The organism is Seinonella peptonophila (genome assembly GCF_900129355.1).
Taxonomy (GTDB): Bacteria; Bacillota; Bacilli; order Thermoactinomycetales; family Thermoactinomycetaceae; genus Seinonella; species Seinonella peptonophila.
Genome location: NZ_FQVL01000001.1, coordinates 444,307 through 468,527 on the forward strand (window position 1 = coordinate 444,307; position 24,221 = coordinate 468,527).

Below are 24,221 nucleotides of genomic sequence, written 5' to 3' on the forward strand. Positions count from 1 at the left end.
TTAACACCCTCAAACTCTATATTTGGGGGTGTCTTCATATTACTTATCTTTTTTTCCTAATACTACTGTTACTTCAGAGCGATTATGAAACAACTGTCTTGCTCCTATGATCTTGTACCAACTTGCTAACCTTTTTATCGCTTGGTTGGTCACTTTCTGCAATTGCTTTTTTTGTAATTTTAAAGTCATAATTGCTATCCCGTCTGATTGAAGCAATCGATGCATTTTTCCCATTAAACGAATGGATTCATTCACATCCATCTTCATATCATTTACAATCAGATCGAATAGAGGGAGTTTTTTTTGTTTTAGAAAATCTTGTGCCGTTTGACGGAAATGGGTGAATTGTTTTACTTCTTGTAGTGAAGGATCTAAAAGAGCAGGATCAACCGCATAGACGCGACAACCTTTTTTTAGTAAAATTCGTGTCCATCCACCAGGAGCAGCTCCTAGATCAAGCGCCATAGAATCTGGTTGAATTTCGATCTGAAAAACGTCTAGCGCTTCTAGTAACTTAAATTCCGCTCTAGAAATCTGTCCTTTTTCCGTGGCAAATCGATGTTGCCCACCTGCCCAATCACTAAGATTTTGTTCAGCCATTGATACACCTAGATAAGCTACATCCTCTGCAATCACAATGGAAATAATTTGCTCTGGTCTTGAAACATTAAGCTCCCATCCTAGGTTTTTAATCATCTCAGCAATCGCTTGATTTACTTCAAAACGTTTATACGATCTGTTACCCTTTCCAAGCATACGAGTTTGGACTGAGAATGACTTCTCCTTAACGAATCGTGTCTGTAGTTGCTGACATTGACCAAGTAATACTTCTATATCTTCTTGCTTCCCTTTAATTGCGACTCTCTGTTGAACAGGACAGATGTGTTGTATAAATACAGGAGGATGATCTTGAAAGTAGCGAGCAACCTGATTAAATTCCTTATTCAATTGTATAAGACCTACTTCTTGATCCAACCAATATTTTAATTTACATGCCTCATCTGCTCTCAAACATTCATTTAGCCCCGCACTTATTGAGTCGTGTTTTAATGTAATGATCAGCTCTGACAATATCTTCATCCTCTCGAAAATCAGCTATCCATTCCTATATTCAATCATCGATCAAAGCCAACAGTCAAATCAAGCAACTTCTTAGGCTATTAAAATAACTTGAGATTCCTCACAACGTGAGAAATGAAAATCCAGATTCACACAATCTATTCAAGCGCTCACAAACCCTAGATGTGAGGATCACAATCGAGAGTGCTTTCCCTCTATTTTCGCACACAAAACAGATAGGTGGGGTCGCTGAACAACGATCCACACCTACCTGTTTTGTAAATCCGTAAGTTCGAGCGTCAGCAATCGCGTCCAACGAAGAATCCGATGAAGGCGCCAATGGAGCCACCAATGATGGCACCGATGACTCCCCCAGTGATAGCACCGTTCATCGTGGTAAAGTCAACACAGTACATCCCAACGACAGAACCAATACTACCCATGCCTACCAACATTAAGAATCCCCACGCAATGATCCAGTAGATACACTCGGTCAATTTACACCTCTCAGAGGTTCAGGCACCATCAAAAAATGAAGTGCATGTGGACAATATCTTTCTAAGTCGAGTATAGCAAAAATTTCATTTGAAACCACAAAAGGCGTTTTAGTCATATAACGCTTGGGTAGAGATTAATGCACCTTTAACCAAGCTAATAAACTTATCCCAATCCTCAGCCCGAATATGGCGAGGACTTTAAAACAGGAACATTTCTACCATCTTTCTATATTAGACATAGCTTATATAATTATTCGAGAATTGATTCATCGAAATAATAGCAACCATGATCATTCATATAATAGGTTGCTATTTTTCGTTAATGAACCATTTCTAGGAGATATACAAAAACACCCTACATCAATCGTAGGATTATACATTATCAAGTGATATGTAGGGGTGATGTACCGTTTGATTATAGTAGTATAAAAATTAGCGCCTCTCACTCACGAGTGAATGAGGGGCGCTGGATTGGAGCTCTAATACACTAACCATTGTTAGTGTATTAGAGCTCCACTTGCTCGCAGTAGAATATACGCTGCTTGCAAATCATCCATTCCAGCTCGCAACTACTGCAAGACCTTTAGTTGGCATCATCGCAACGCTTACAGATATAGCCACCACCTGAGGGGATCATGGTAGCGCCGCAGATGCTGCACTTAGGAGCGGAACCTCCGATGATGGTCAGGGTTCGTTCCATTGCGGGTGTAGTAGGTCGAGTACGGGTATTCTGTGCGATGCTACTTAAGATTCTCCTATTGATTGGTAAGTCAGTTAACTCCAGTGCCTTGATGGTATCACTGTAGCAGTTGTTTGCCCACCAGAAGAGGCGACCGGGACAGATCATCGATCCTCCAGAATCACTTGTCTATCGGACTTCATTGATCGAAGTATACGACTTGGATTTTTAGTCAAGTAGGTTTAGTTGATAAACTCCAATCAATTAGTTAACAGATCGGTGGCACGTCTACTGAGGGAAAGATCCTTTTGTTCTTTCAGACTCCTCAAAAGACTATATTCAGTTATTACTCTTTTTATAGAAAGCCATTTGCTATAGAATTAGTCAATACAAAAAGATAACATTGAAAGTCAATATTCACCCATACAATATCCGATAAGTTATTTTATCGAATATGCGAAAAATGCTTAACATGAAAGAGATTTCTAGTTTATCCCATTCGAAACTTATATTTCACAACTATCTCGGACTTAATCATGATCAGACCTACGATAGTGTACATTCCGGAAGTAACAAGAAAAGCCCTCGGCTCAAAGTGCGGTGCGACGACCGTTATGGCGACCGCACATCGATCTGAATCCTTTCTTTACTATAAGAGTCGGAATGTTTTACAATAACGTGTGAAACGACTCCTAAAACTGGCTGGATTTATACATCATTAACTCCACACAATTTATGCCATACCTACATGATCCTCTCAGCAGAAGCAGGCGCCGTCCTTGACGAAATCATATATCGATTAGGAAAAAAAATGATGCAATCACCCGAAATATTTATTTGCATATCACCGAAACCCGAAAAAAGGAACCGACCAAATTTCCAAACACTTCATGAATCTGGGGTTGAAATATATCAACGTAGACAAAATATTGGTAAATAAAACTTCAAAACATATAGGAGGGATCAATAATCACTACAATACGAACCGCTTTTTTAATCTTAGCTATTTATTTTACTTCTTCTGGTTTTGCCAAATGGTTTATATCTCATCTACTCTATGAAAAAAGCGATATTGAAAAGACCCCTCATTTATTAATCAAAATCTTAATCTTCGCGACGGTCTTTCAAATGATTCAATATTCTTATCAGCATCACCAAGCGAATAACCATTTTCAAATCCGCCCCTTACGACTATTTCTTTATCTGGCTGTTTACGCGTTTATATTTCTAATTATTGATCTATCATTGATTAAAGTTATTCCACAACCAGCCACATTTCACTTTCCGATTCAGTTTATGATGATGTTTGGCATATTATTTACAGGAATCACATGGCTAATCGATTTTATTAGATTTCAATCTAAGATCAATCGATTAAAGTAGACCCTATATAGCGGACACGAGGTCGAAACAATCTGTTTTTTTGTTGCTGTTCGATTACATGGGCGCAGAGTCCAGCAGTACGACTGGCAAAGAAAATAGGAGTAAAGAGCGGTGTGGGGAGACCAAGCAGATGAAAAATGGGAGCTGCATAATAATCAAGGTTTGGATAAAGGTTCTTTTCTTGTTTCATGATCTGTTCACCGTATATACAAAGGTCATATAAATCTTTTCGCTTCTTTTCTTTACTTAGTTCTGCTAAAGATTGCTTCAATAAGACTGCACGAGGGTCTGCCTTTCGCATATATACTCGGTGTCCAAAGCCCATCACACGCTCCCTACGCATCAACTTTGCAATGATCAGCTCTTTCAATTCCTCCTTATTCTGAACTGCTTGCAACATTTGCATGACCGCTTCATTTGCACCCCCATGTAATGGACCTTTTAGCGATGCCACCGCTCCAGTCAATGCGCCGTATAAATCAGTCAGGGTAGATGCAATGACCCGTGCTGAAAAAGTAGAATTCGGTAACTCATGTTCACTATATAAAATAAGAGTTTGGTCAAAAATCCTTTCAGCTAATGGTGTTGGTCTACTCCCGACCATTGCATAGAGAAAACGTCCAGCATAAGTTAAATCTGAAGGTAACTCGATAATATTTCGATGATGAATGAGACTGATTAACATCGGAATCTGCCCTAATAAAATAAAGGCACGATGTATATTTTTCTCTGTCGATTGATCATCTAGTGAATCATCATAACCAGCCAAAGCAGAAATTCCCGTCCTTAAAGCATCCATTGGGTGAATTGTCTTCGGCAATTGTTTAACGATTTGAATGAGAGAATCAGGTAACGCAGATTGCTTAGTAATCTCCTGCTCCAACTTAACCCGTTCTTCAGTGTTGGGTAACTGACCCGTTAATAACAATGGAATAATATCCATGTATATTTTTTTCTTAGCTAAATCGATCAAATCATATCCACGTACAACAATCTTCTCATTAACAACATCTAAAAAAGAGATCTCCGTTTCCACAGCTACCACTTTTTCTAATCCAGGCACATATTCGGACACATGAAACGCCCCCTCTTTGCCTTATAATTAAATATTATATTATTCAACAAATACAAACCAGTGCTATATAAAAGCACTGGTCAGACTGAAGAAAAACCAATATTTTGGTTAAAAATCATGGAAAATAAAGCATGTTTAAAGGAGGAAATGGTTTGCAATGTAGCCCGACTTTCAGGCGCTACCAAGCCACGACTGTGTAGCGAAGAATAGGTGGTAGTACTGTCTGAGGCGATAGCCGAGTTGATATCACCCTGAGCGAGCAGTCGTGGCGCCTTGAATACTTCAATGCAGCCTGAACTGGAGGCGAAATGCAAAGCTTGACTCACAGAAATGAAGGCGACTTATACTTTGTCTACAAGCTTACCAGTACTATATAAAAGCACTGGTAAGTGGTATTTCATCAATATTACAAATTTTCCATTTGAAGCAGTCTTCGCAAAAGTATGGTAGGTACCACGGAATATTGACTCCATGATTTCTTCTTTTATGCTACATGCTTTCTTCTTCCTTGATATTTCCGCCAACTCACATAAGTAAGCACAAGCAACATAAACAAACAGATTACGATTATCATTAATTCTAGTGAGAATGCTTCAATAGGGTCAACTACTGCTAATACATCTTTTTCTGAACCAAAGAAAAGTGGTCGAATCAAAGTAAAGAGTTGATCAATACCGCCTGATCGATCTTTTATATTGGGTGTTTTTTCTATAGCATTGATTAAGCTATCTATTTTTGCAACTGTATATGGACTTTTGGAAAGAACAAGCCCTGGTCGAATCAGTTGAAAATCACGTTTGATCTCTTTCCAAAGTTGATTCATCTTCTCCTTATCACCTTGGCGATTTGCCTCTTGATAATGACTTAATTTAGATACAAGAGGTTGATACATCTGCTGCCACAGTGGTTGATGCGGATGGGAAATAGCATCAAAAGCCAATTGTAGCTGTTTGGCAGCAAATTGAATCGATTCTTTATCTGGGGATACCTGATTTAATTTGCGGTCTAATTGCAAGATCACCGAAGAGAGGAGCTGGATCTCTTGAACATCCCAATCTTTCTTTGCCAGATCCGACTGTGAAAATTCTTTTGCGAGTTTCGCCAATTGTTCTTTCGCTTCTAACCATTTTTCCTGTTCCACCCATTCTACGATCTGCGTCGCCTGCATTGACCAATTTTCACTTAATTGTTCAATTGAACTCTCCGCATATACAATCGATGCTGGGATGAATGTTGAAAATAGAAAGAGAAAACCAATCAAACGCGCTATCATCACTTTAACACCTTCCATTATCAATCTACTTGATCATAGCTTATTCGATTGGCTTCATGAAAATATCTAAAGTAAATGAATTCCCATTATGAAAAATTAAGAGCTCTGCTCAGCTAAATGATAGAACCACTTGAAAAAACTCATTAGAGTTATGGATGAAGAAGGTTTTGTTCAACTTCTCTTTGTTGTTGAAAACGCGTTGTTATCGTAAATATCGTGATGGTAATCAAACTGAGAAATAATGTAAAACTTCCTACCACTTGCGGAATTTGCTCCAACTGAGCTGTTAACCAAGGGTGTATATTGATCGTATAATCAAGAAAATCATTTAATAAAGTCCAAATACTAACACCCACTATCTCTCGATTCGTAAAACGATAGAAAGGGATATAGAGTAAAGCCTGAACTGACATGCCCAGATGAGATACGATTAACATGTATTGTTCCCAAACCAAAGCATCTGTGAATGGTCGAGGATCAAGAATGCCCCCCCATATAATCATCACAACAGCCCAAATCCCATATTTAAATAGTGTAATGGCAGCAAATGCTTCTAGCCATTTATGATGACGTCCCATTATGAAAAGCCACAACACCACTGTGAAAAAAGCACTAGCTGTAGGACTATCTGGTACAAAAATAAGCCATTGCGGCGGTGTTACCGCTAGTTGATTTTTATACCAGTAAAATCCATAGATTGTTCCAAGAAAATTAACGATGAAAAGGGTAATCAAAAACCAACGCTGCATCAATATTTTTTTTATAAATAAAAACACATTCCCACTCCTTAAACCAAAAACCTGGCACCCAAGTCAATGAGTGTCAGGTTTAGAAACTACTTATTTCTGTTTTTGTTTGACTAACCAATCAGCTAAGATTTTCTGTTCTTGGGGCGAACCTTGGAACATACCTGCGGGCATAGCTCCTTTCCCCTCGTTCATATATTTGATGATCTCATCAGTAGTCCGTTTTTTTCCAACCCCTAGTAGACTTGGGCCGTTTAGCCCTTGAAGCTGGTCTCCATGACACTTAATACAGGCGTTCTTTTCATAAATTTGATATCCTGCTTCATTTTGACCAATCACTTTCTTATTTGCCGGTGCTTGAGAAGGGGCTGACTCTAGTTGCTTCACATGCTCATCTTCTGCCGCCCAGGTAAGTGCCACAGTAGCGATTAACGCGATTGACATTAAGCCTGTAGCAATGGGTCGTTTTAAAGGACGACGTTCCTTACTTCGATCAAGCCAAGGAACAACTGCTAATGCACCAAAGAGTATGGCAGGGAGGATGATTGTCCCAATTACAATAAATTTACCTGCTGCCCATTTATATTTTAACCACTGGTAGATAAATAAAAAGTACCAGTCAGGGACGGGTAAAAAGCTTGTGTTAGTAGGGTCAGCAATCTCCCCTAAAGGCGGATCTTCTGCCATGACAAGTGTCATAAAACCTACTAGAAAGACAGCAGCTACCATCCATTCTTTCAAAAGAAAATCGGGCCAAAAAGCTTCATTATTACCTGGAAACTCCGAATAGTCCGGGGGATACTTTTTTGTACGATTCGCACGAACACGCGAGTCTCCCACATAGTGGACTTGTTTATGGTTTCCGTCTTGATTATGTGACAAGTGGACTCCTCCTCACGTGAACTTTATAGCGGACCTGAAATGCCTTGACGGCGAATCAGCACAAAGTGCGCTCCAAGCAGCCCCAGTAACGCTGCCGGTAAAAAGAATACATGTAGGGCAAAGAATCGAGCAAGCGTCTGTGCTCCTACAATATCTCCACCTTGTAAGAATGTCTTAATATAAGCTCCAAGGAAAGGAACAGATGAGGCAATCTCAAGTCCTACCTTGGTCGCAAAATATGCTTTATTATCCCAAGGTAAGAGGTAGCCAGTAAATCCAAGCCCTAACATAACAAAAAAGATAGAGATACCAACTACCCAGTTAAATTCTCGGGGGTGTTTGTAGGAACCAGTAAAGAAAACTCTCAGAGTATGTAAGAATAACATAACAATGGCTACACTAGCGCCCCAATGGTGCATTCCTCGGACAATTGCCCCCATCGCTAATTCATTCTGCAGATAAGCGACACTAGCATTAGCATTCACAATATCAGGCACAAAATACATCGCTAGAAACATACCTGATAATATCTGAATCACAACTACAAAGAAAGTTAATCCTCCAAAGCAGTAGATAAATGCAGAAAAATGATGTGCTGGATTCACATGTTCAGGAACTTCATGATCTGCTACATCTCGCCAGATTGGATTAATATCGAGTCGCTCATCAATCCATTCATACATCGCCTTTAACATATTATTCCACCTCCGTTCTCATGTTCGCTTTATGATTCAACTGGACCAATTAAAAGTCGACCATTCGCAATTTTGGTTTTATATTTATCCAGTGGTTTCGTTGGTGGTGTACCTGGAACGTTGGTACCATCTTTTTCATAGCGACCAAAATGGCATGGACAGAAAAACTGGTTTTTATACTGCGGATTACTATTCCAGTTAACTGTACATCCCAAATGTTTACAAACTGGCGATAATGCCCTTACATTTCCTGATTCGTCTTTCATTACCCAAGCTGTTAGGGACTCACCATTCTCCGGCTCATACCACCCATCTTTCCGATGAATAACAAACTGAACCGCTTTTGGTTCTTGCGTAATTTGCGAGATTGGCAAGTTTACATCTACATACTTAGCGCTGCCTCCCTTTTTAAGCACGGGGTCAACAGCAAACCGTACCATTGGAAAGAGCATACCTGACGCCAAAAAACCAGCCGTACTGCCTAACGTATACGTTAAAAACTGCCGGCGGGAAACTTTTTTACCCACAATGAGTCTAACCTCCCTTTTATTCAGCTATCACCGTCCATTTTGGAAACGGAACCCTCTCCTTGCTAGGATATATTACATTTTTACTAGGACAAGTAACATCATAGCGAATGCTTTTTATAAAAGTCAAGAAAACACATGTGACCAACAGCCGACAATTAAACTTGCTACTATCTTTTCCATTTATGCATTTTTTAGCCAAAGTTGAAGAACTTCTTGATAGAGTTCTTTTGATTCTTCATCAATTTGTTCAACATCTTGTATATCATCTGTTTTTAAAACATATGGAAGAATTTGCAATGGTTCTACCTCAGGAAACTGAAATGAATAATCTTGGTCCATTACTACTACGACAAACTGAAACCCACTATTTTGCCAATTATTCAAGATACTTGTAAGAAAAGGAGTAAACTCCCCTTCATAGTCACCGAAAAAAGGAATAGACGGTAATAATAGCATTCTTCCTGCTAACTGCTTTTCTAATGAATCGACTAAAAACTCAATCATCTTCCCCCGACTCAATTCAAGTTTCTCTTTTGTTATCTCTAGAGAATAAATGGGCAAACAAAGGGTATCAACAAATGGCGCAATCTCTCTCCAAGAATCGAGGGACATCGTTGAAAAGCGCATTTAACCTTCTCCTCAAGTAAAAAATACCCAGCATATGCTGAGCATTATATCGTAATTCCTGAATTTATTCTATTAATTTTCTCCATTGTTCGCTGAGTTGTAAAAATGCCGTTCGATCTTTTTGGGCTAAAGCTTGGTCGATTTGAATATATAACTGTTTCCGGCGAAAATCTAGTACCGCGTTATCAAGGAACATCTCCGCAAAAAGACCTAGCATATTATTTTTAACCAAGTCCTGTTTTTCCATCGGATTCCCCTCCAAAACGGCGGCATACTCTGGACAAGTCTCCCTATCTCTGAAATATAAGCTAATATAAAGTTCCTCCTTTGGATAGGAGCGAATATCATAAAAGGCTGTTTCTACATCGGCACCCACACGTTTGTATTTTACGTATTTGAATGGGGTTAGAGAAGTACACTTTGTTGATAAAATCATCGATTTTGGCAGATAGCGTACATTCTCTACAAAGTGAACTTTTTTTAGTAGCTGATCATCTGAAGACAGGTAACTGAGTAACCAGGCAGCCTCTTTTTTTTGCAATTCATACCGATTTAAGAACCAGCCAATAAACTGACGTTTCACTAAAACAGTAACTGAATGTTTCAAATCACCTATACACCCACCTAAACGAAAACTAGCAAAGTTTAATACAATTAACTAATGCAGATACTTTGCTCCCCTACGAGTAAACTCTTCTTCAATCACCTTGAGTTGAAAAAGAGAGTCATGTTTTAACCAAGCTCTACCTGAAGAGGTAAGGGATAAATATTGTTTTTCGTTTTCCATGCCTAATCGTATCATTCCAAGATGCAACATCATTTGAAGAGTTTTTTGATATAAATTCTCTTTTGTTTCATAATAGTATGGAGAGAACCAGCTTTGAACAGCTTGATAAAGTACGGCCGTGTCTACCCAACCAGCTTCACTAATCATAGCAATCCATCTTACTATAATCGGCAACTGTGGGATGGGGCGTCGATAGAGACGAAGCCAAAATCGATACAAAGCCTCTCCATCTGAGATTTCTCTGTTTCTTACTTTCCCTAATCCATATTCTGTTAAACGTATTGAATCCGACTGATCTTCAATAAAATAACCTTGATATAATGCATAATCGTACACTAATGAGAATCGATCAGGATAGAGATGGTAACTGCGCCCAAAGCCAAAACGAGGGCCACTCCTATTCAGAGGCTCTTCTGGAATCACAAAAGACTGAAATAACTTCTTTTGTTGTTGCTTATATATGGAACCTTCATTGGTTAATTTTACTACTTCACGCTGGAGAAATCTTAGAAAGATCAGCAAATCATTTACAAGTTGGTTTTCTTCATCTCGATATGTTTGTGGGGGACGCAATAATGGTTCTTGAAAATAAGGGATAACAAGATTTGCAATCATTTGCTGCTTTAAATCACTGGGAATAAAATACAGACCTTGTGTTTTCGCAGTATATCCTGGAAATATCCACCCTTTACTCAGAGCTTGTATCACAAGAGATCGAGGGTTTTTATCCGCACCACGTATTGCTACTCTTCCTTTTCCCAATAATTCTTCCATTGTAAAAGAAGGAGCAGGGTCAAGAAACAGCAGCTCGAGAAAAGCGCGTTCATGCTCACTACATTGAGAAACTAGTGCCCCCTGTTTTTCCGCATTATCTAATTGCGATATAATTGTTCGAATCAAGGAATATTTAGAATGAGGATCACTTTCACTTGTTGGGCAATAAAATGAACGTAATCTCTTTAAGTGTTCAATACTTGAATATGTTAGCCATTCAGCAATTTTCATCGACACCACCCTTTTAACCCACTCACTTTCATTGTGGTCAATTGGGCGATACATTAGTCGAGAATATAAGAAATTATGCACGAAGTCGTTGCTTCTGATGCTGTAATTTCTGTTGTGCCTCTTTCACTTCTAACTTTCTTCCAAATAGAAAACAGCAGAAATACATTCCAATTAATTCCCAAATCCCCCCAATGATTGAGGGTGAATATAAGATAAATGCATCTGAGAGTAAATGTGACCAAACGTGTACGAAAGGTACCATGCATAATATGATTAAATGGAGCAATACAAAAAGGGCAATGGCTTCTAATGTATTAAATTGGTATTGATACTTAGTTAACGAACCAAAACCTATATAGAATAATAGCGAAAATAATCCTGTCATAATATCAATACTTTCCAATAATGTACTGGAAAGATCATCGGTGGGAAACCACAGATAGATCATCAAAGGAAAGAACCACATTTTCATCATGATCATAATGGATAACATAAAATAGAATTCCTTTGAGAATTTCATATATTGTTTATACATACCCATCCCCCTTTCTCTATCAATCTTATCTTACTCATCGCCCTAAAAAAAAAGAACCGCCCACATTGAAGGGCGGTTTGCACAAGTCGCATAATTGGATAGGAGTGGAGAGAAACCATACTATATAAGTATTATAATCGTTGATGAAAAATGGGTCAAGACTCTATTTGAAATTTTCAGAGCTCATACTCCTATCAATCGATTCAATTTATTTCCTTTAGATTTTCACGCTTTGTCCGAAATTAGCAGTATTCCCCGATTACCATAGTAGATTGATATCATTCCAAAACCACTTAAAATTATATAAAAATATCATAACAAAACCACTTAACTTGACTCTAGTTAAGTGGTTGTTCAAGTCTAGATATGAGATAAAGCTTCATCATAAACAGGATACCCAGCATCACTTAAACACCGAATGGCCTGCCGCAAATGCTCTTCTTCTTTAAAACTAAGTCGCAATACACCCAACGCTTCCTCTCGATTTTCCATCACAGCTAAATTGCTTAAATTAATCCCATGTTCACCTAGTAATAAAGCAACTTGTCCAATTGCTCCTGGATGATCTGGAACATCTACGTAGCATTCAAAAATTTGCGGGATCAGATGCGTATTGCGATCTGGTAGCGTTTCTCGTAGCTTCTTTGAAGTAGCAAAAGTCTCTTCAATCCAATTTGCGTCTTGATTCTCTAACGCATGACGAAAACTTCTCATTTGTTCTTCCCAATCATACAGCAATTGAACTACTTCATTTCGATTACTCATCAGAATATCACGCCACATTTGAGGATGGCTAGCTCCAATCCGGGTCAGATCTCGAAATCCTCCCGCAGCTAATCGATGGAACCATTCATTTTGATCATTATATTGCCCTACTTGAACGACCAATCCAGCAGCGATAATATGTGGTAGATGACTTACGGCACCTACGATTCGATCATGAAATAGAGCATCCATAATAACCAATTGTGCATGTGTAGCCTTTTCTAAGAGATGGCTCAAACGTTGCACATCGGCTAAAGGAATCTGAGTAGGGGGTGTTAAGATATAATAAGCATTCTCAAACAGCAAAGAATCAGCAGCCTGCATCCCTGAGCGATGTGAACCAGCCATCGGATGACCACCAATAAATGATACTCCTTGATCAATCAACTGTTGACCATATTGCATAATTTGCTGCTTTGTACTCCCCACATCCGTTACAATCGTGTGGGAAGCTAGTGAAAGTTGGGCAAGCTTTTCAATTGTCTCACAAATAAGGCTAACTGGTAATGCAATGACAATGATTGTAGCTTGCTCTACAGCCTCTTCCAACGACCTTGCGATCTGATCTATCGCGCCAATCCGTTTTGCATGATCTAAATTTTCGATTGCGATATCATAACCGATCACATAGTGATCTGTTCTCTCCTTTAATCCCAGTGCAATTGAGCCTCCGATAAGACCAACGCCTAAGATCGCAATTCGCTCGCTCATGAATATTAACTCCCTTTTTCTTCACGAAAAGCTGCATATGCTGTTAAAAAAGCTTCATTTTGCTCTTTGGTACCAATCGTAACACGCAAATGATTGGGACAGCCCAGTTTATCACCTGAGCGAGTAATAATACCTCTTTTTAGTAAGAACTGAAATACTTCATCACCGGAAAAACTCGTATTAAACAAAATAAAGTTTCCATGTGCAGGATAATAGGATATATTCCATTCATCAAGGTGTTGCATAATTTGTTTTCTACCTAATTTATTTTGATTTCTACAATAAGCAATAAAACTTTGATCTTGGAGAGCCGCTTTTGCAGCGACTTGAGCAAAATGATTCGTGTTAAACGGTTCGCGAACACGATTTAAATCTTGTACAATATCAGGGTGAGTCACACCATATCCAATGCGAAGCGAAGCAAGACCATAAATTTTTGAAAACGTACGAAGTACAATCAGTTGTGGGTGATAATCGACTAATGAGATCGAATCTGGATACTCAGTGTCTGTCACATATTCAGCATATGCTTCATCTAATACAACAAGTACATGCTCTGGAATGTGGTCTAGAAAATATTCAAGTTCTTCCTTCTTTACAATTGTACCTGTTGGATTATTTGGATTACAAATCCAGACTACCCGAGTTTTGTCAGTGATCGCCGCTGCCAGTCCATCTAAATCATGGGTTCCATTGATGAGTGGAACTTTCACAGGTGTCGCTCCTTCAATCAAGATACCAGCTTCATATCGAGAAAAAGTGACATCAGCAAGTACTGACTCATCACCAGCTCCTAGGTATGCCCGACTGATCAACTGTATGATTTCATCCGAACCATTTCCAAATATCAGCCGCCGCTCATCCACCTCTAAATGATCAGCAACTGCTTTTGAAAGTTGTGATGCACCGCCTTCAGGATAGTACTGCATCGAACCTCGTTCCTGCATTAATGCTTCCCATACACGCGGAGAACACCCAAAAGGATTTTCATTAGAAGCTAATTTGATTACTTGATCTAACCCATATTCATTCTTTACCTCATCAATTGGTTTTCCAGGTTGGTAAACTGGAATTTCTCGAATATTCTTTTTTGGTTCCATCCATTCTACACCTCTCTTTGGCTGCACTTATGCTTTCCTTAGTAACGAACGAACAAATGTTGCAATCTCCTCCATTGCTTCCTTGTTATGCTTAGGTTCAAGGAGCTGTTCACGTCGCTTTGCAATCTGCTTGACAAGTGCACTTCCTACGATTACTCCATCTGCATGTTGACTAAAGAAATTTACATGCTCTGGAGTTGAGATACCAAACCCTACAGCGATTGGGATTTGGCTCTTCTGTTTTACATTTGCTAAGAAATCGGTTATTTGCTCAGAGAAATGTGTTCTCATTCCAGTCGTTCCCGCTGAAGAAACACAATATACAAAGCCTTCTGCTCCATTAACAATCTGCTCTATACGCTGCTCTGAAGTAGGTGCGACAAGCTGGATTACTGGTAAACCAACGTTTTTAGCTGTATTACGGAACGATTCACTCTCATCAAAAGGTAAATCGGGAACTATGAACCCGGAGAATCCCGCCTCACGAGCATCTTTCGCAAGTATATCCAATCCATACTGCAATAATGGGTTAAAATATGAAAATAAAATCAGCGGAACTTTGCATCCTTGTTGACGGACTTTCTTACCTACTGTTAAGACATCTGATAGTGACACACCGTTCGCCAAAGCATAGCCGCCCGCATCTTGAATCACAGGACCATCTGCTTGTGGATCAGAAAATGGAACTCCTAACTCGATAGCTGTCACACCTTCACGCTCCATCATTTTGATGAGCTCAATCGTTACATCAAGTGAAGGGTCTCCTGACATAATAAACGGAATGAGACGAGTTTGCTTATTTTCATCAAATCTAAGTGGATAGTCGTTCATGCTGTCCCCTCCGAACTGATCACTTCTCGTATAGTCTCTACATCTTTATCTCCACGACCTGAAAGACAAATTAAGAGAATATCTTCTTGACTACGTTCTTTTGCCAATTTCATCGCTTGTGCAATCGCATGTGCAGATTCTAAAGCTGGTAGAATCCCCTCTAACGTGCAAAGAGCTTTAACAGCTGCAATTGCTTCTTCATCTGTCACAGCCGAATAATCGACACGCTTTTGATCTTTTAAAAAGGCATGCTCGGGGCCAACACCTGGATAATCAAGACCAGCAGAAATAGAATGTGCTGGTTGAATCTGCCCATGTTCATTTTGTAGAAAGTAGCTATATGAACCATGTAAAACGCCAGGTGTTCCTTTAGAGAGTGAAGCAGCATGTTCGTCTGTTTCCAAACCTCGCCCAGCAGCTTCTACACCATGAAGACGAACTTGCGAATCATCTAGAAATGCTGCGAACATACCAATTGCATTACTTCCTCCACCCACACATGCGATCACATCATCCGGCAGTCGACCTTCCATTTCTAGAATCTGTTGACGAGCTTCATCACTAATGATTCGTTGAAATTGTTTTACCATTTGCGGATATGGGTAAGGCCCCACAACAGACCCGATACAGTAAAATGTATCTTCAATTTGAGCAACCCATTGTCTCAAAGCTTCATTTGTTGCATCTTTCAATGTTCTCGTACCAGTATGAACAGGGATCACTTTTGCACCCAGTAGCTCCATGCGAAAAACATTGAGCTGCTGTCGTCGCACATCTTCTTCGCCCATATATACTGTACATTCCATGCCAAGTAATGCAGCAGTTGTCGCTGTAGCTACTCCATGTTGACCTGCTCCAGTTTCAGCAATCAATTTTTTCTTACCTAATTTACGTGCAAGTAACGCCTGACCCAATGTGTTGTTAATTTTATGTGCTCCAGTGTGGTTAAGATCCTCTCTTTTCAGATAGATCTTAGCTCCACCAAGCGACTCACTTAATCTCTTTGCATAGGTTATGGGGGTTGGACGTCCAGAATAATCCTTTAATAACTGTCGATATTCTGCTAGGAATTCTTCGTCCTGCATTGCCTCTTTAAAACCCGCTTCAATTTCCATCAAAGCATTCATTGTTGTTTCGGGAACATACTGACCTCCGTAAGCACCAAAACGCTTCTCAGCTTGACTCATAACGCTTAACCCTCCAAATCATTTCTCTAATTAGATCAGCATCTTTTCTATGTTCCCTTTCAATTCCGCTTGATACATCTACTCCTGCAATTGAATACTGATCTAGCAATAAAGACACATTGTTGACCTGAATGCCACCAGCAATCCATAGTGGCAATTGATATTGATCGCAAATCTTTTTAAAAGCTGGGATTTTTGACCAATCAAAATTTTGACCTGTTCCACCACGCTGTCCACGAACTGTCGAATCGAGTAATAACATATCGATATATGCAACGTAATCAATCACTTGTTTTGGTTCATTCTCCCCAACATGAAACACTTTTGTGATTTTCATATTAGGGAAATGAGCGGCAATTTCTTTACATTGTGCTGGAGACTCCGTCCCATGAAGTTGAATTCGATCAAATGAAGCAACCGCTAACCATGATTGAACTTCTTCGATTGTAGGATTGATTAACACCCCTACTCGTTCTATCGAAGATGGAACGATAGAGATTAAAGAATAGAAACTTTCCTTAGAAACCGACCGTTTTCGATTTTGCACAAGGATAAATCCTATGGCATCGAGTGGATATACAATTGCTTGCCGAACATCTTCTGGATTCTGAAAACCACAGCATTTTAGTTTTATACTCATGTTCATCAAACCTCTGATAATAATGCTTGAATTGCTTGTTCACGATTGGTTTGACGCATTAAGTATTCCCCAACCAAAATCCCTGCCGCACCTGCATTTTTCATTCTCAGGGCATCAGCAGGAGCATGGATTCCACTCTCAGCAATAACGGGTTGTGCACTTGAAATCATCGGCAACAGTCGTTCCGTTGTCTCTAAGTTCGTTTCAAATGAATGCAAATTACGATTATTAATGCCGATTACATCAGCTTCACAACTGAGCGCTGCTTTTAGTTCTTGCTCATCATGAACTTCAACTAAAACTTCTAGCCCCAATTGATGAGCATGTTGAACCAAATCTTTTAGCTGTTTCTCCTCTAAAATCGCAACAATGAGTAAAATCGCATCTGCGCCCATTTGCAAACTTTCTTCGATCTGAATGGCATCGATAATGAAGTCTTTTCTTAAAACAGGCAATCCTACAGACGCTCGAACATTGATTAAATTTTCGGCACTACCCTGAAAGTAGGTGCGATCTGTTAACACAGAGATCGCAATCGCTCCTCCACGTTCATATTCAGTTGCAATTGTGATTGGATCAATCTCAGCCTGAATCACTCCTTTTGAGGGCGAAGCAGGCTTTATTTCAGCGATTATGCCAAATGAGGTAGCAAGTAAAGCAGCAGAAAGAGATCGAGGAGTATTTTTAGCTAAAGACAATACATGATCCTGCTGTCCTTTTTGTTTCAGAATATCTATTTCTTTTTGTTTTGTGGCCACAATTTTTTTAAGAAACATGTTTCACCCTCCGTGAAGATTGAATGGCTTCGATTAGTTTTGCTTTCGCTTTTCCTGTATCAATTATTTTTTGTGCCTCAGATACGCCTTCTTGAACTGAGCCCACTCGATCAGCAAGATAGAGAACAGCACCAGCATTAAAAACAACAATATCACGAGGTGCTCCGTTTTCGCCTTCTAAAACACGACGAATTATTTCTGCATTTTGCTTGGCATCTCCGCCTTTTAACGCTTCTAGAGGGTGTGAAGATAAGCCAACCTCTTCCGGTGACAGTAGATAGTTAAATATCTGACCATTACGTACCTCACTAACTCTTGTCGACCCGCTTACTGTTAACTCATCTAACCCATCTAAACTGGCGACAACTAAAGCACGCTCGACTCCTAATCCTACTAATGCCTCTGCAATAATCGGAGTGAGGGAGTGATCAAACACACCTAAAAGCTGTCGCTTAACGTTGGCGGGATTAGTCAAAGGGCCTAGCAAGTTAAAGCATGTTCGAAACCCTAATTCTTTACGAGTTGGCATTACATGTTTCATTGCTTGATGATAAAGTGGCGCGAATAAAAAACAGATATTCGTCTCTTGTAACATTTGTCTTGCCATCTGTGCATCATGAGCCACATTCATACCTAAGGCTTCTAACACATCAACACTTCCGCATTTGCTCGAAGCTGCTCGGTTCCCATGTTTTGCAATTGGTACGCCTGCGGCAGCCGCAACAAATGCAGCAGCTGTTGAAATATTAAATGTATTGGCACCATCACCGCCTGTGCCACATGTATCAACAGCATCAACCAAAGAATGCTCTACTTTGATCGCATAGGAACGCATGCCCTCAGCAAAACCTATTAATTCCTCCGCAGTCTCTTCTTTTATGCGAAGGGCTGTGAGTAGACTAGCAACCTGTACATTGGTCCATTCACCGTTCATCATCTGATGCATAAATTGACGTGCTTCCTGACGTGTTAGATGCTGCCCAGAAATCACCTTTTGAATACCCTCGTTAAACATAGCTCTCTTCCTTTCTCTTATTGGATAAGAGATAAGAGAGACAGAAGAAACGATAAAAACCAAAGCATGAGCTTTGGCTTTCTCTCCCTGTTCCTTCACTCTGCTCCTCTCAACTCAAACCCACTCATCTCTACTCTACTAAAAATCTCTAATTGTCTATAACTCTACTGGAAACATGGTTAACTGTCAATCAATTAGCGGTCTAAGTCAGGTCTCAGTACGATGGCATCCCGTAAATACACATGTTCCATTTGTTGTTGTGTACGGGTCGTGTTAACCAAAACTAATAAGCGAATACAACGTGCAAGTCCACCAGGGACATCAATTTCACTCCCACACAGGAGTGGTACAAACTTCCATCCTGCTAATTGACGAATTGCTTTTGCAGGAAATGTTGCATTTAAATCATGGGTCATTGTAATCGTTATTGAAGCAACATCTTCAGCAAACACTTCATTTTTTTCGATTAACTCCAAAAAACATTCTTTAGTAGCTTCTAATATTTGCTGAGTGTTATTTTCTTCCACGGTGATCGCACCACGAATCCCCCTTACTTTCCACTCCACGCAATGTCACCCCCATATCTGTGTTAAAACGTCTTCTACATCTGATGTAGAAATTTCATGCACAAGTTCTACTTTCCCAAGCCCTGTAGTCAATACAAAATTAAGTTTGCCATTTCTCGCTTTTTTATCGCGCCGCATCGCTTGAACTAACTCATCCATTGACCAGTTTTCATCAATGCGAGTCGGCAGACCAAACGAGTTTAATAAAGCTTCTGTTCTTTCTACAATCTCCATTGGCAAAGAAAAGTATTTTTGGCTTAATCGCACTGCGCCTGCAATGCCAATCGCAACAGCTTCACCATGCTTATAATGCTGATAATGCGAAACTGCTTCTAATGCGTGTCCTATGGTATGACCATAATTTAAGATTGCTCGAATCCCTTGTTCGCGTTCATCTTGCGATACTACTGCTGCTTTCACCTGACATCCACGATAAATCGCTTCAATCAAGTGTGTGGGTTCTAGCTGAAGAAGAGAGTCAACATGTGTTTCTAACCATGACACAAAATGGACATCCCAAATTAATCCATGTTTAATAACCTCTGTAAAACCATTTCTCACTTCACGTTCAGGTAATGTTCGCAGAGAATCAACATCAAAAACTACGAGCTCAGGTTGATGAAAAGCACCGATATAATTTTTTGCCTGTGGATGATTGACTCCTACTTTTCCGCCCACACTGCTATCATGTGCTAATAGTGTAGTGGGTAACTGAACAAAAGAGATTCCTCGCATATAACTTGCTGCTACAAACCCAGCTAGATCACCTACTACGCCGCCTCCCAGTGCTAGAATCACACTCCTACGATCTAGGCCAGCTACAATACATGCTCCAATTAACCGTTCAAGTTCTAATAAATTTTTGCTATGTTCACCTGCAGTTATTTCTGCCAAATGAACTACATATCCAGCTTCACGTAATGTTTCAACAACCGTGGAAGCATGAAGTTTTCCAACCTGATTATCAGTGATGACCATCAAACGACGATCCTCAGTAATCCCCTGTTGCAGGAGTAAAGTTGGTAAACGTGAAAAAAGCTGACTCCCAATATGAATTGGATATGACTGATCCGATAAACGAATTTCCAAGGTTCGCTCTTTCATCAAAAAGCCACCACTCGTTTACGATATTCTTCCACCTGCTCCACTAACTCATCTATGGTATCAGCAGGGAATTTTTCTAACAAAGCTTGAGCGATTTCCCAAGCAACGACATTCTCTGCTACCACACTAGCCGCAGGAACAGCACAGCTATCTGAACGCTCAATGCTAGCGGCAAATGGCTCTTTTGAATCAATATCGACACTCATCAATGGTTTATATAGTGTAGGAATCGGTTTCATAACACCACGAATGATAAGCGGCTCACCTGTTGTCATACCACCTTCAAAACCGCCAAGACGATTTGTCTTCCGATAAAATCCACGTTCTTTTGACCAAGCAATCTCATCATGAACCTGCGAACCCAATTTCTCCGCCGCCTCAAAACCGATACCAAATTCAACACCTTTAAATGCATTGATACTTACAATTGCTTGCGCAAGTCGACCATCTAATTTGCGATCCCATTGCACATGGCTACCTAATCCTACAGGAACACCTTCAACCATTACCTCCACTACGCCCCCAAGTGAATCCCCTTCTTTTTTTGCAAGATCGATCAAATCCATCATTGCTTGCTCAACAGAGCGATCCATACATCGTACAGGTGATTGATCAATTTGTTCGATCATCTGCTCCCAAGGCGTTTCTAAAATACGTTCGGCTGTCACTTCACCAATTCTCAAAACATGTCCAACCAACCGAATTTGACACAACTCTAAGATTTGCCTTGCGACTGCACCTACCGCTACCCGAGCCGCTGTCTCGCGAGCACTTGAACGCTCTAGTACATCTCGCATATCTCGATGATTATATTTTATGGCCCCATTTAAATCTGCATGACCAGGTCTTGGTCGTGAAATTCTTCGTTTTTCTTCATCTTGGGGATCAGGACTAGGGGTCATAATTTTTTGCCAATGTGTCCAATCTTTATTTTCGATCACTAATGCAACCGGAGCGCCAGTTGTTTTACCAAACCGTACTCCACCCACAATCTCAACTTGATCACTTTCAATCTGCATTCTTCTACCTCGACCATGTCCTTTTTGCCTCCGCGAAAGCTGATGGTCGATTTTTTCTTTTGAAAATGGTAATTGACTTGGTAAGCCCTCAACAATCACAGTTAATTGAGGTCCATGGGATTCGCCCGCTGTCAAGTATCTCATTTAAAATCACCTTTTCTTTATCTTTTCTTATAGGATATTTTATCGCATAAAAGCACAAAAGGGCAAAAGCACCTTTTATCATCATAACATATCTTAGCATACAGACTGCTATATAAATGAAATAATCCTTTGCTTATTTCAACACACGAAATAAAAAGATTCAGCCGATTGGCTGAATCCATTATCTAAATCACGCTTAATAAATCCATTGATCGATAGTCTTCTCATATGCCACTTTCTCTTCCTCAGAGAAGAAAAGACCAATTTCACGTTCAGCACTTTCTGGTGAATCAGAACCATGAATAATATTCATCGCTACTTGCACCCCATAATCACCGCGGATTGTTCCCGGAGCTGCATCCGCTGGATTGGTAGCGCCCATCATCTGTCTAGCTGTAGCGATCACATTTTCTCCTTGCCAAACCATTGCAAAAACAGGACCTGCTGTAATAAACTCAACTAATTCTCCAAAGAAAGGTCTTTCACGATGCTCTGCATAATGCTGCTGAGCGAGTTGTGAACTAATATGCATCAATTTCGCTCCAACTAATTGAAAACCTTTCTGTTCAAAACGTTTTACTACTTCGCCTACCAAACCGCGTTGAACTCCATCTGGTTTAACCATTAAAAAAGTCTGTTCCATCAATACTCACCTATCACTATGTATTTATTTTCCTTCCAAGACAGGAATTCTTCCAAATTGTATCAGCGATCATGAAAGGAAGCAAGTAAAGGGAGTGTTCGTTTAATAAGTTCGCTTTACGATAAACTCAGCAATTCTTTGTAAAGAATCACGTTCTTTCTGTTTCGGCAATTTGTCTAATACAGCTAATGCCTTGTGTAAATATCGATTTGCTAATTGATTAGCAAATTCTATACCACCCGATGTTTTCACGATTTCTAAAACTTCTGTTAGATTATCAGATTGTCCTTTATGCGCTAAGTAATCAACAATCTGCTTTCGTTTAACTGGATCTAGATGTTTTAATGCATAAATGACAGGCAACGTCACATTACCTGTCTTCAAATCACTTCCAGCCGGTTTTCCTAATTCTTTATCAGTTCCAGTAAAATCTAGGATATCATCTATCATTTGAAAGGCCATTCCAATATAGTATCCATAGGAACGTAAAACTTGTTCGACCTGTTCCGAAGTTTGGCTCACCATTGCTCCAAGCTGACAACTAACCATAATTAATAAAGCTGTTTTTCGTTTGATACGTTGAAGATATCGATGAATTGTTAACTCGGCTTGATAGAGATCACGAATTTGCTCAATCTCCCCTCGACACATTTCCAACATTTCATGTGAGAGAACACGATGAATTCGCTGATCCTGAAATTTACATAGCTCCTGTAACGCACAAGCAAGAATATAATCTCCTGAAAGAAGAGCAATTCGATTATCCCATTTCGCCTTTACGGTCGGCTTGCCCCGTCTTGTCTCCGCATTATCAATTACGTCATCATGAACCAAAGTAGCCATATGGATTAATTCTAGTACAATAGCAATGCTTTTGAGTTGTGCAAAAGAAGGGGAACCAAACTGACCTGAAAGCAACACAAAGACCGGACGAATTCTCTTTCCCCCAGCATGCAATAAGTGATGTGATGCTTCCTGTAACTCAATGTGATCTGATTTCAATGCCTCAAATAGTCCTGTTTCAATTTCTCGTAAATTTTTTTTCATTCCCCGATAAATGGTCTGCAAATTCATATAACTGCACTCCCCCTTTCATCATCCACAAGTAACCAGACTTCAGACTCAAATCTCCAATGTCTGAATCGGTACACTCTCTGAGAGGTAGCCCAGCTCATAAACCAATTGGAAATAAGTAGCCAATCCGTCCTGTTCTGATTTACCAAAATCATAACATAAACCATGAAAATAGGATTTCCAAAAATCAGTTGTTCCCCCTAATTTTAAGGCATACTGCACCGCTTTTTCCAAATTTTGCACGCCAAAATATTTTGCTTGAAGAAAACGTTTCGCTACCTCTGATACATCATCTGGCTGTTCATTTAGTAATTCTTTGCGCACAGCCCAAACAGCATAAGTCATCCCCAACCTTGTGTATTTCAACCATTCTTCTCCTAAATCAAATCGTTTTATCTCAGGGTGATGCCAAGCAGATAAAATCGCATCATCACCAATTAGCAATGCAGCTTTGGAGACTTTTAACATTTCATGAAGGTCTGGGGTCATCACATGATAATCCGGTTGAACGCCAACATATTTCTCTAAAATCACTTTCAATAGGTGGATAGAGGTTGCTGAAGTATTCGTTAAAGCAATTGGTTGACGATCTAAATCTTCTAGCCGATCAAAAGAAGAAAAGAGAAAAATTGAGCCAACTGCACCATGAGAACTAATTGAAATATCTGGAATCAAATCATATTTATCATAATGTTGCCCATAGGCAAAAGCTGAAACGGGTGCTATATCAATTGTTCCTTGCTGCATAGATCGATTTAGCTGTGCGGGAACAAGCGGACACCACTCAATCGATAATCCTGTTTCATCAAATGCTGTAAAGATAGGCAGTACATTTGTATATGCTATTTTTCCAATGCGAATTGTCTTCATAGT

The 24,221-nt window shown here is 39.7% G+C and carries 25 protein-coding genes; 1 reads left to right on the forward strand and 24 read right to left on the reverse strand.

Annotated features, from left to right (window positions below; all coding sequences use genetic code 11):
* Window positions 1-39: 39 nt before the first annotated feature.
* Window positions 40-1,071, reverse strand: coding sequence for an SAM-dependent methyltransferase (locus BUB71_RS02100; RefSeq protein WP_175552254.1), 1,032 nt, complete (start codon window positions 1,069-1,071; stop codon window positions 40-42).
* Window positions 1,072-3,363: 2,292 nt separating this feature from the next.
* Between BUB71_RS02100 and BUB71_RS02110 the strand changes: the two genes are divergently transcribed.
* Window positions 3,364-3,618, forward strand: a complete 255-nt coding sequence (locus tag BUB71_RS02110; RefSeq protein WP_073151214.1) for a hypothetical protein — start codon at window positions 3,364-3,366, stop codon at window positions 3,616-3,618.
* Here the strand turns inward: BUB71_RS02110 and mmgD are convergent.
* From mmgD to BUB71_RS02225, 23 genes are all read right to left on the reverse strand, one after another.
* Window positions 3,602-4,693 (reverse strand): citrate synthase, encoded by a 1,092-nt coding sequence (gene mmgD, locus BUB71_RS02115; RefSeq protein ID WP_073151219.1) that lies wholly within the window; start codon window positions 4,691-4,693, stop codon window positions 3,602-3,604. The genes BUB71_RS02110 and mmgD overlap by 17 nt on opposite strands.
* A 484-nt stretch (window positions 4,694-5,177) precedes the next feature.
* Window positions 5,178-5,966: a sporulation protein YpjB gene (locus tag BUB71_RS02120; protein WP_073151222.1), complete on the reverse strand. Its 789-nt coding sequence runs from the start codon at window positions 5,964-5,966 to the stop codon at window positions 5,178-5,180.
* Window positions 5,967-6,115: 149 nt separating this feature from the next.
* The gene (locus BUB71_RS02125) at window positions 6,116-6,742 is read right to left on the reverse strand and encodes a DUF1405 domain-containing protein (RefSeq protein ID WP_245815491.1); all 627 of its coding nucleotides are present in this window, start codon (window positions 6,740-6,742) and stop codon (window positions 6,116-6,118) included.
* Between the two features lie 63 nt (window positions 6,743-6,805).
* A complete protein-coding gene (locus BUB71_RS02130; RefSeq protein ID WP_073151226.1) occupies window positions 6,806-7,594 on the reverse strand; it encodes a menaquinol-cytochrome c reductase cytochrome b/c subunit in 789 nt (262 codons plus the stop codon).
* A gap of 23 nt (window positions 7,595-7,617) precedes the next feature.
* Window positions 7,618-8,289: a menaquinol-cytochrome c reductase cytochrome b subunit gene (gene qcrB, locus BUB71_RS02135; RefSeq protein ID WP_073151230.1), complete on the reverse strand. Its 672-nt coding sequence runs from the start codon at window positions 8,287-8,289 to the stop codon at window positions 7,618-7,620.
* A gap of 29 nt (window positions 8,290-8,318) precedes the next feature.
* Entirely contained in the window at window positions 8,319-8,819 is a 501-nt protein-coding gene (locus BUB71_RS02140; RefSeq protein WP_073151234.1) for a QcrA and Rieske domain-containing protein, read from the reverse strand.
* A gap of 180 nt (window positions 8,820-8,999) precedes the next feature.
* Window positions 9,000-9,446, reverse strand: a complete 447-nt coding sequence (locus BUB71_RS02145) for a DUF2487 family protein (protein ID WP_073151237.1) — start codon at window positions 9,444-9,446, stop codon at window positions 9,000-9,002.
* A gap of 64 nt (window positions 9,447-9,510) precedes the next feature.
* Entirely contained in the window at window positions 9,511-10,053 is a 543-nt protein-coding gene (locus BUB71_RS02150) for a ReoY family proteolytic degradation factor (RefSeq protein WP_073151240.1), read from the reverse strand.
* Window positions 10,054-10,104: 51 nt separating this feature from the next.
* Window positions 10,105-11,238, reverse strand: a complete 1,134-nt coding sequence (locus BUB71_RS02155) for a hypothetical protein (protein ID WP_073151243.1) — start codon at window positions 11,236-11,238, stop codon at window positions 10,105-10,107.
* A 73-nt stretch (window positions 11,239-11,311) separates the two neighbouring features.
* A complete protein-coding gene (locus BUB71_RS02160; protein WP_073151247.1) occupies window positions 11,312-11,773 on the reverse strand; it encodes a hypothetical protein in 462 nt (153 codons plus the stop codon).
* Window positions 11,774-12,133: 360 nt separating this feature from the next.
* Window positions 12,134-13,249 (reverse strand): prephenate dehydrogenase, encoded by a 1,116-nt coding sequence (locus BUB71_RS02165; RefSeq protein ID WP_073151250.1) that lies wholly within the window; start codon window positions 13,247-13,249, stop codon window positions 12,134-12,136.
* 5 nt (window positions 13,250-13,254) lie between these two features.
* On the reverse strand, window positions 13,255-14,349 hold the full coding sequence (hisC, locus tag BUB71_RS02170) for a histidinol-phosphate transaminase (RefSeq protein WP_073152701.1): 1,095 nt from the start codon (window positions 14,347-14,349) through the stop codon (window positions 13,255-13,257).
* A 27-nt stretch (window positions 14,350-14,376) separates the two neighbouring features.
* Window positions 14,377-15,180, reverse strand: coding sequence for a tryptophan synthase subunit alpha (gene trpA / locus BUB71_RS02175; protein WP_073151253.1), 804 nt, complete (start codon window positions 15,178-15,180; stop codon window positions 14,377-14,379).
* On the reverse strand, window positions 15,177-16,367 hold the full coding sequence (trpB, locus tag BUB71_RS02180) for a tryptophan synthase subunit beta (protein ID WP_073151257.1): 1,191 nt from the start codon (window positions 16,365-16,367) through the stop codon (window positions 15,177-15,179). Before trpB ends, trpA begins: the two co-directional genes overlap by 4 nt.
* A complete protein-coding gene (locus BUB71_RS02185) occupies window positions 16,354-17,007 on the reverse strand; it encodes a phosphoribosylanthranilate isomerase (RefSeq protein ID WP_175552255.1) in 654 nt (217 codons plus the stop codon). The genes trpB and BUB71_RS02185 overlap by 14 nt, the downstream gene beginning before the upstream one ends.
* Before the next feature lie 5 nt (window positions 17,008-17,012).
* Complete coding sequence (trpC, locus tag BUB71_RS02190) at window positions 17,013-17,783, reverse strand: indole-3-glycerol phosphate synthase TrpC (RefSeq protein ID WP_073151263.1); 771 nt, start codon at window positions 17,781-17,783, stop codon at window positions 17,013-17,015.
* A complete protein-coding gene (trpD, locus tag BUB71_RS02195) occupies window positions 17,773-18,798 on the reverse strand; it encodes an anthranilate phosphoribosyltransferase (protein WP_073152704.1) in 1,026 nt (341 codons plus the stop codon). The genes trpC and trpD overlap by 11 nt, the downstream gene beginning before the upstream one ends.
* A gap of 194 nt (window positions 18,799-18,992) precedes the next feature.
* The gene (gene aroH, locus BUB71_RS02200) at window positions 18,993-19,364 is read right to left on the reverse strand and encodes a chorismate mutase (RefSeq protein ID WP_073151266.1); all 372 of its coding nucleotides are present in this window, start codon (window positions 19,362-19,364) and stop codon (window positions 18,993-18,995) included.
* A gap of 6 nt (window positions 19,365-19,370) precedes the next feature.
* Window positions 19,371-20,468 carry a 3-dehydroquinate synthase gene (aroB, locus tag BUB71_RS02205; RefSeq protein ID WP_073151269.1) on the reverse strand — a complete coding sequence of 366 codons (1,098 nt, stop codon included), beginning with the start codon at window positions 20,466-20,468 and terminating at the stop codon, window positions 19,371-19,373.
* Window positions 20,468-21,631: a chorismate synthase gene (aroC, locus tag BUB71_RS02210; protein ID WP_073151273.1), complete on the reverse strand. Its 1,164-nt coding sequence runs from the start codon at window positions 21,629-21,631 to the stop codon at window positions 20,468-20,470. Before aroC ends, aroB begins: the two co-directional genes overlap by 1 nt.
* A 196-nt stretch (window positions 21,632-21,827) precedes the next feature.
* On the reverse strand, window positions 21,828-22,274 hold the full coding sequence (gene ndk / locus BUB71_RS02215) for a nucleoside-diphosphate kinase (RefSeq protein ID WP_073151276.1): 447 nt from the start codon (window positions 22,272-22,274) through the stop codon (window positions 21,828-21,830).
* 102 nt (window positions 22,275-22,376) lie between these two features.
* On the reverse strand, window positions 22,377-23,348 hold the full coding sequence (locus BUB71_RS02220) for a polyprenyl synthetase family protein (RefSeq protein ID WP_073151279.1): 972 nt from the start codon (window positions 23,346-23,348) through the stop codon (window positions 22,377-22,379).
* Window positions 23,349-23,396: 48 nt separating this feature from the next.
* The gene (locus tag BUB71_RS02225) at window positions 23,397-24,218 is read right to left on the reverse strand and encodes a menaquinone biosynthetic enzyme MqnA/MqnD family protein (RefSeq protein WP_073151282.1); all 822 of its coding nucleotides are present in this window, start codon (window positions 24,216-24,218) and stop codon (window positions 23,397-23,399) included.
* Window positions 24,219-24,221: the final 3 nt, after the last annotated feature.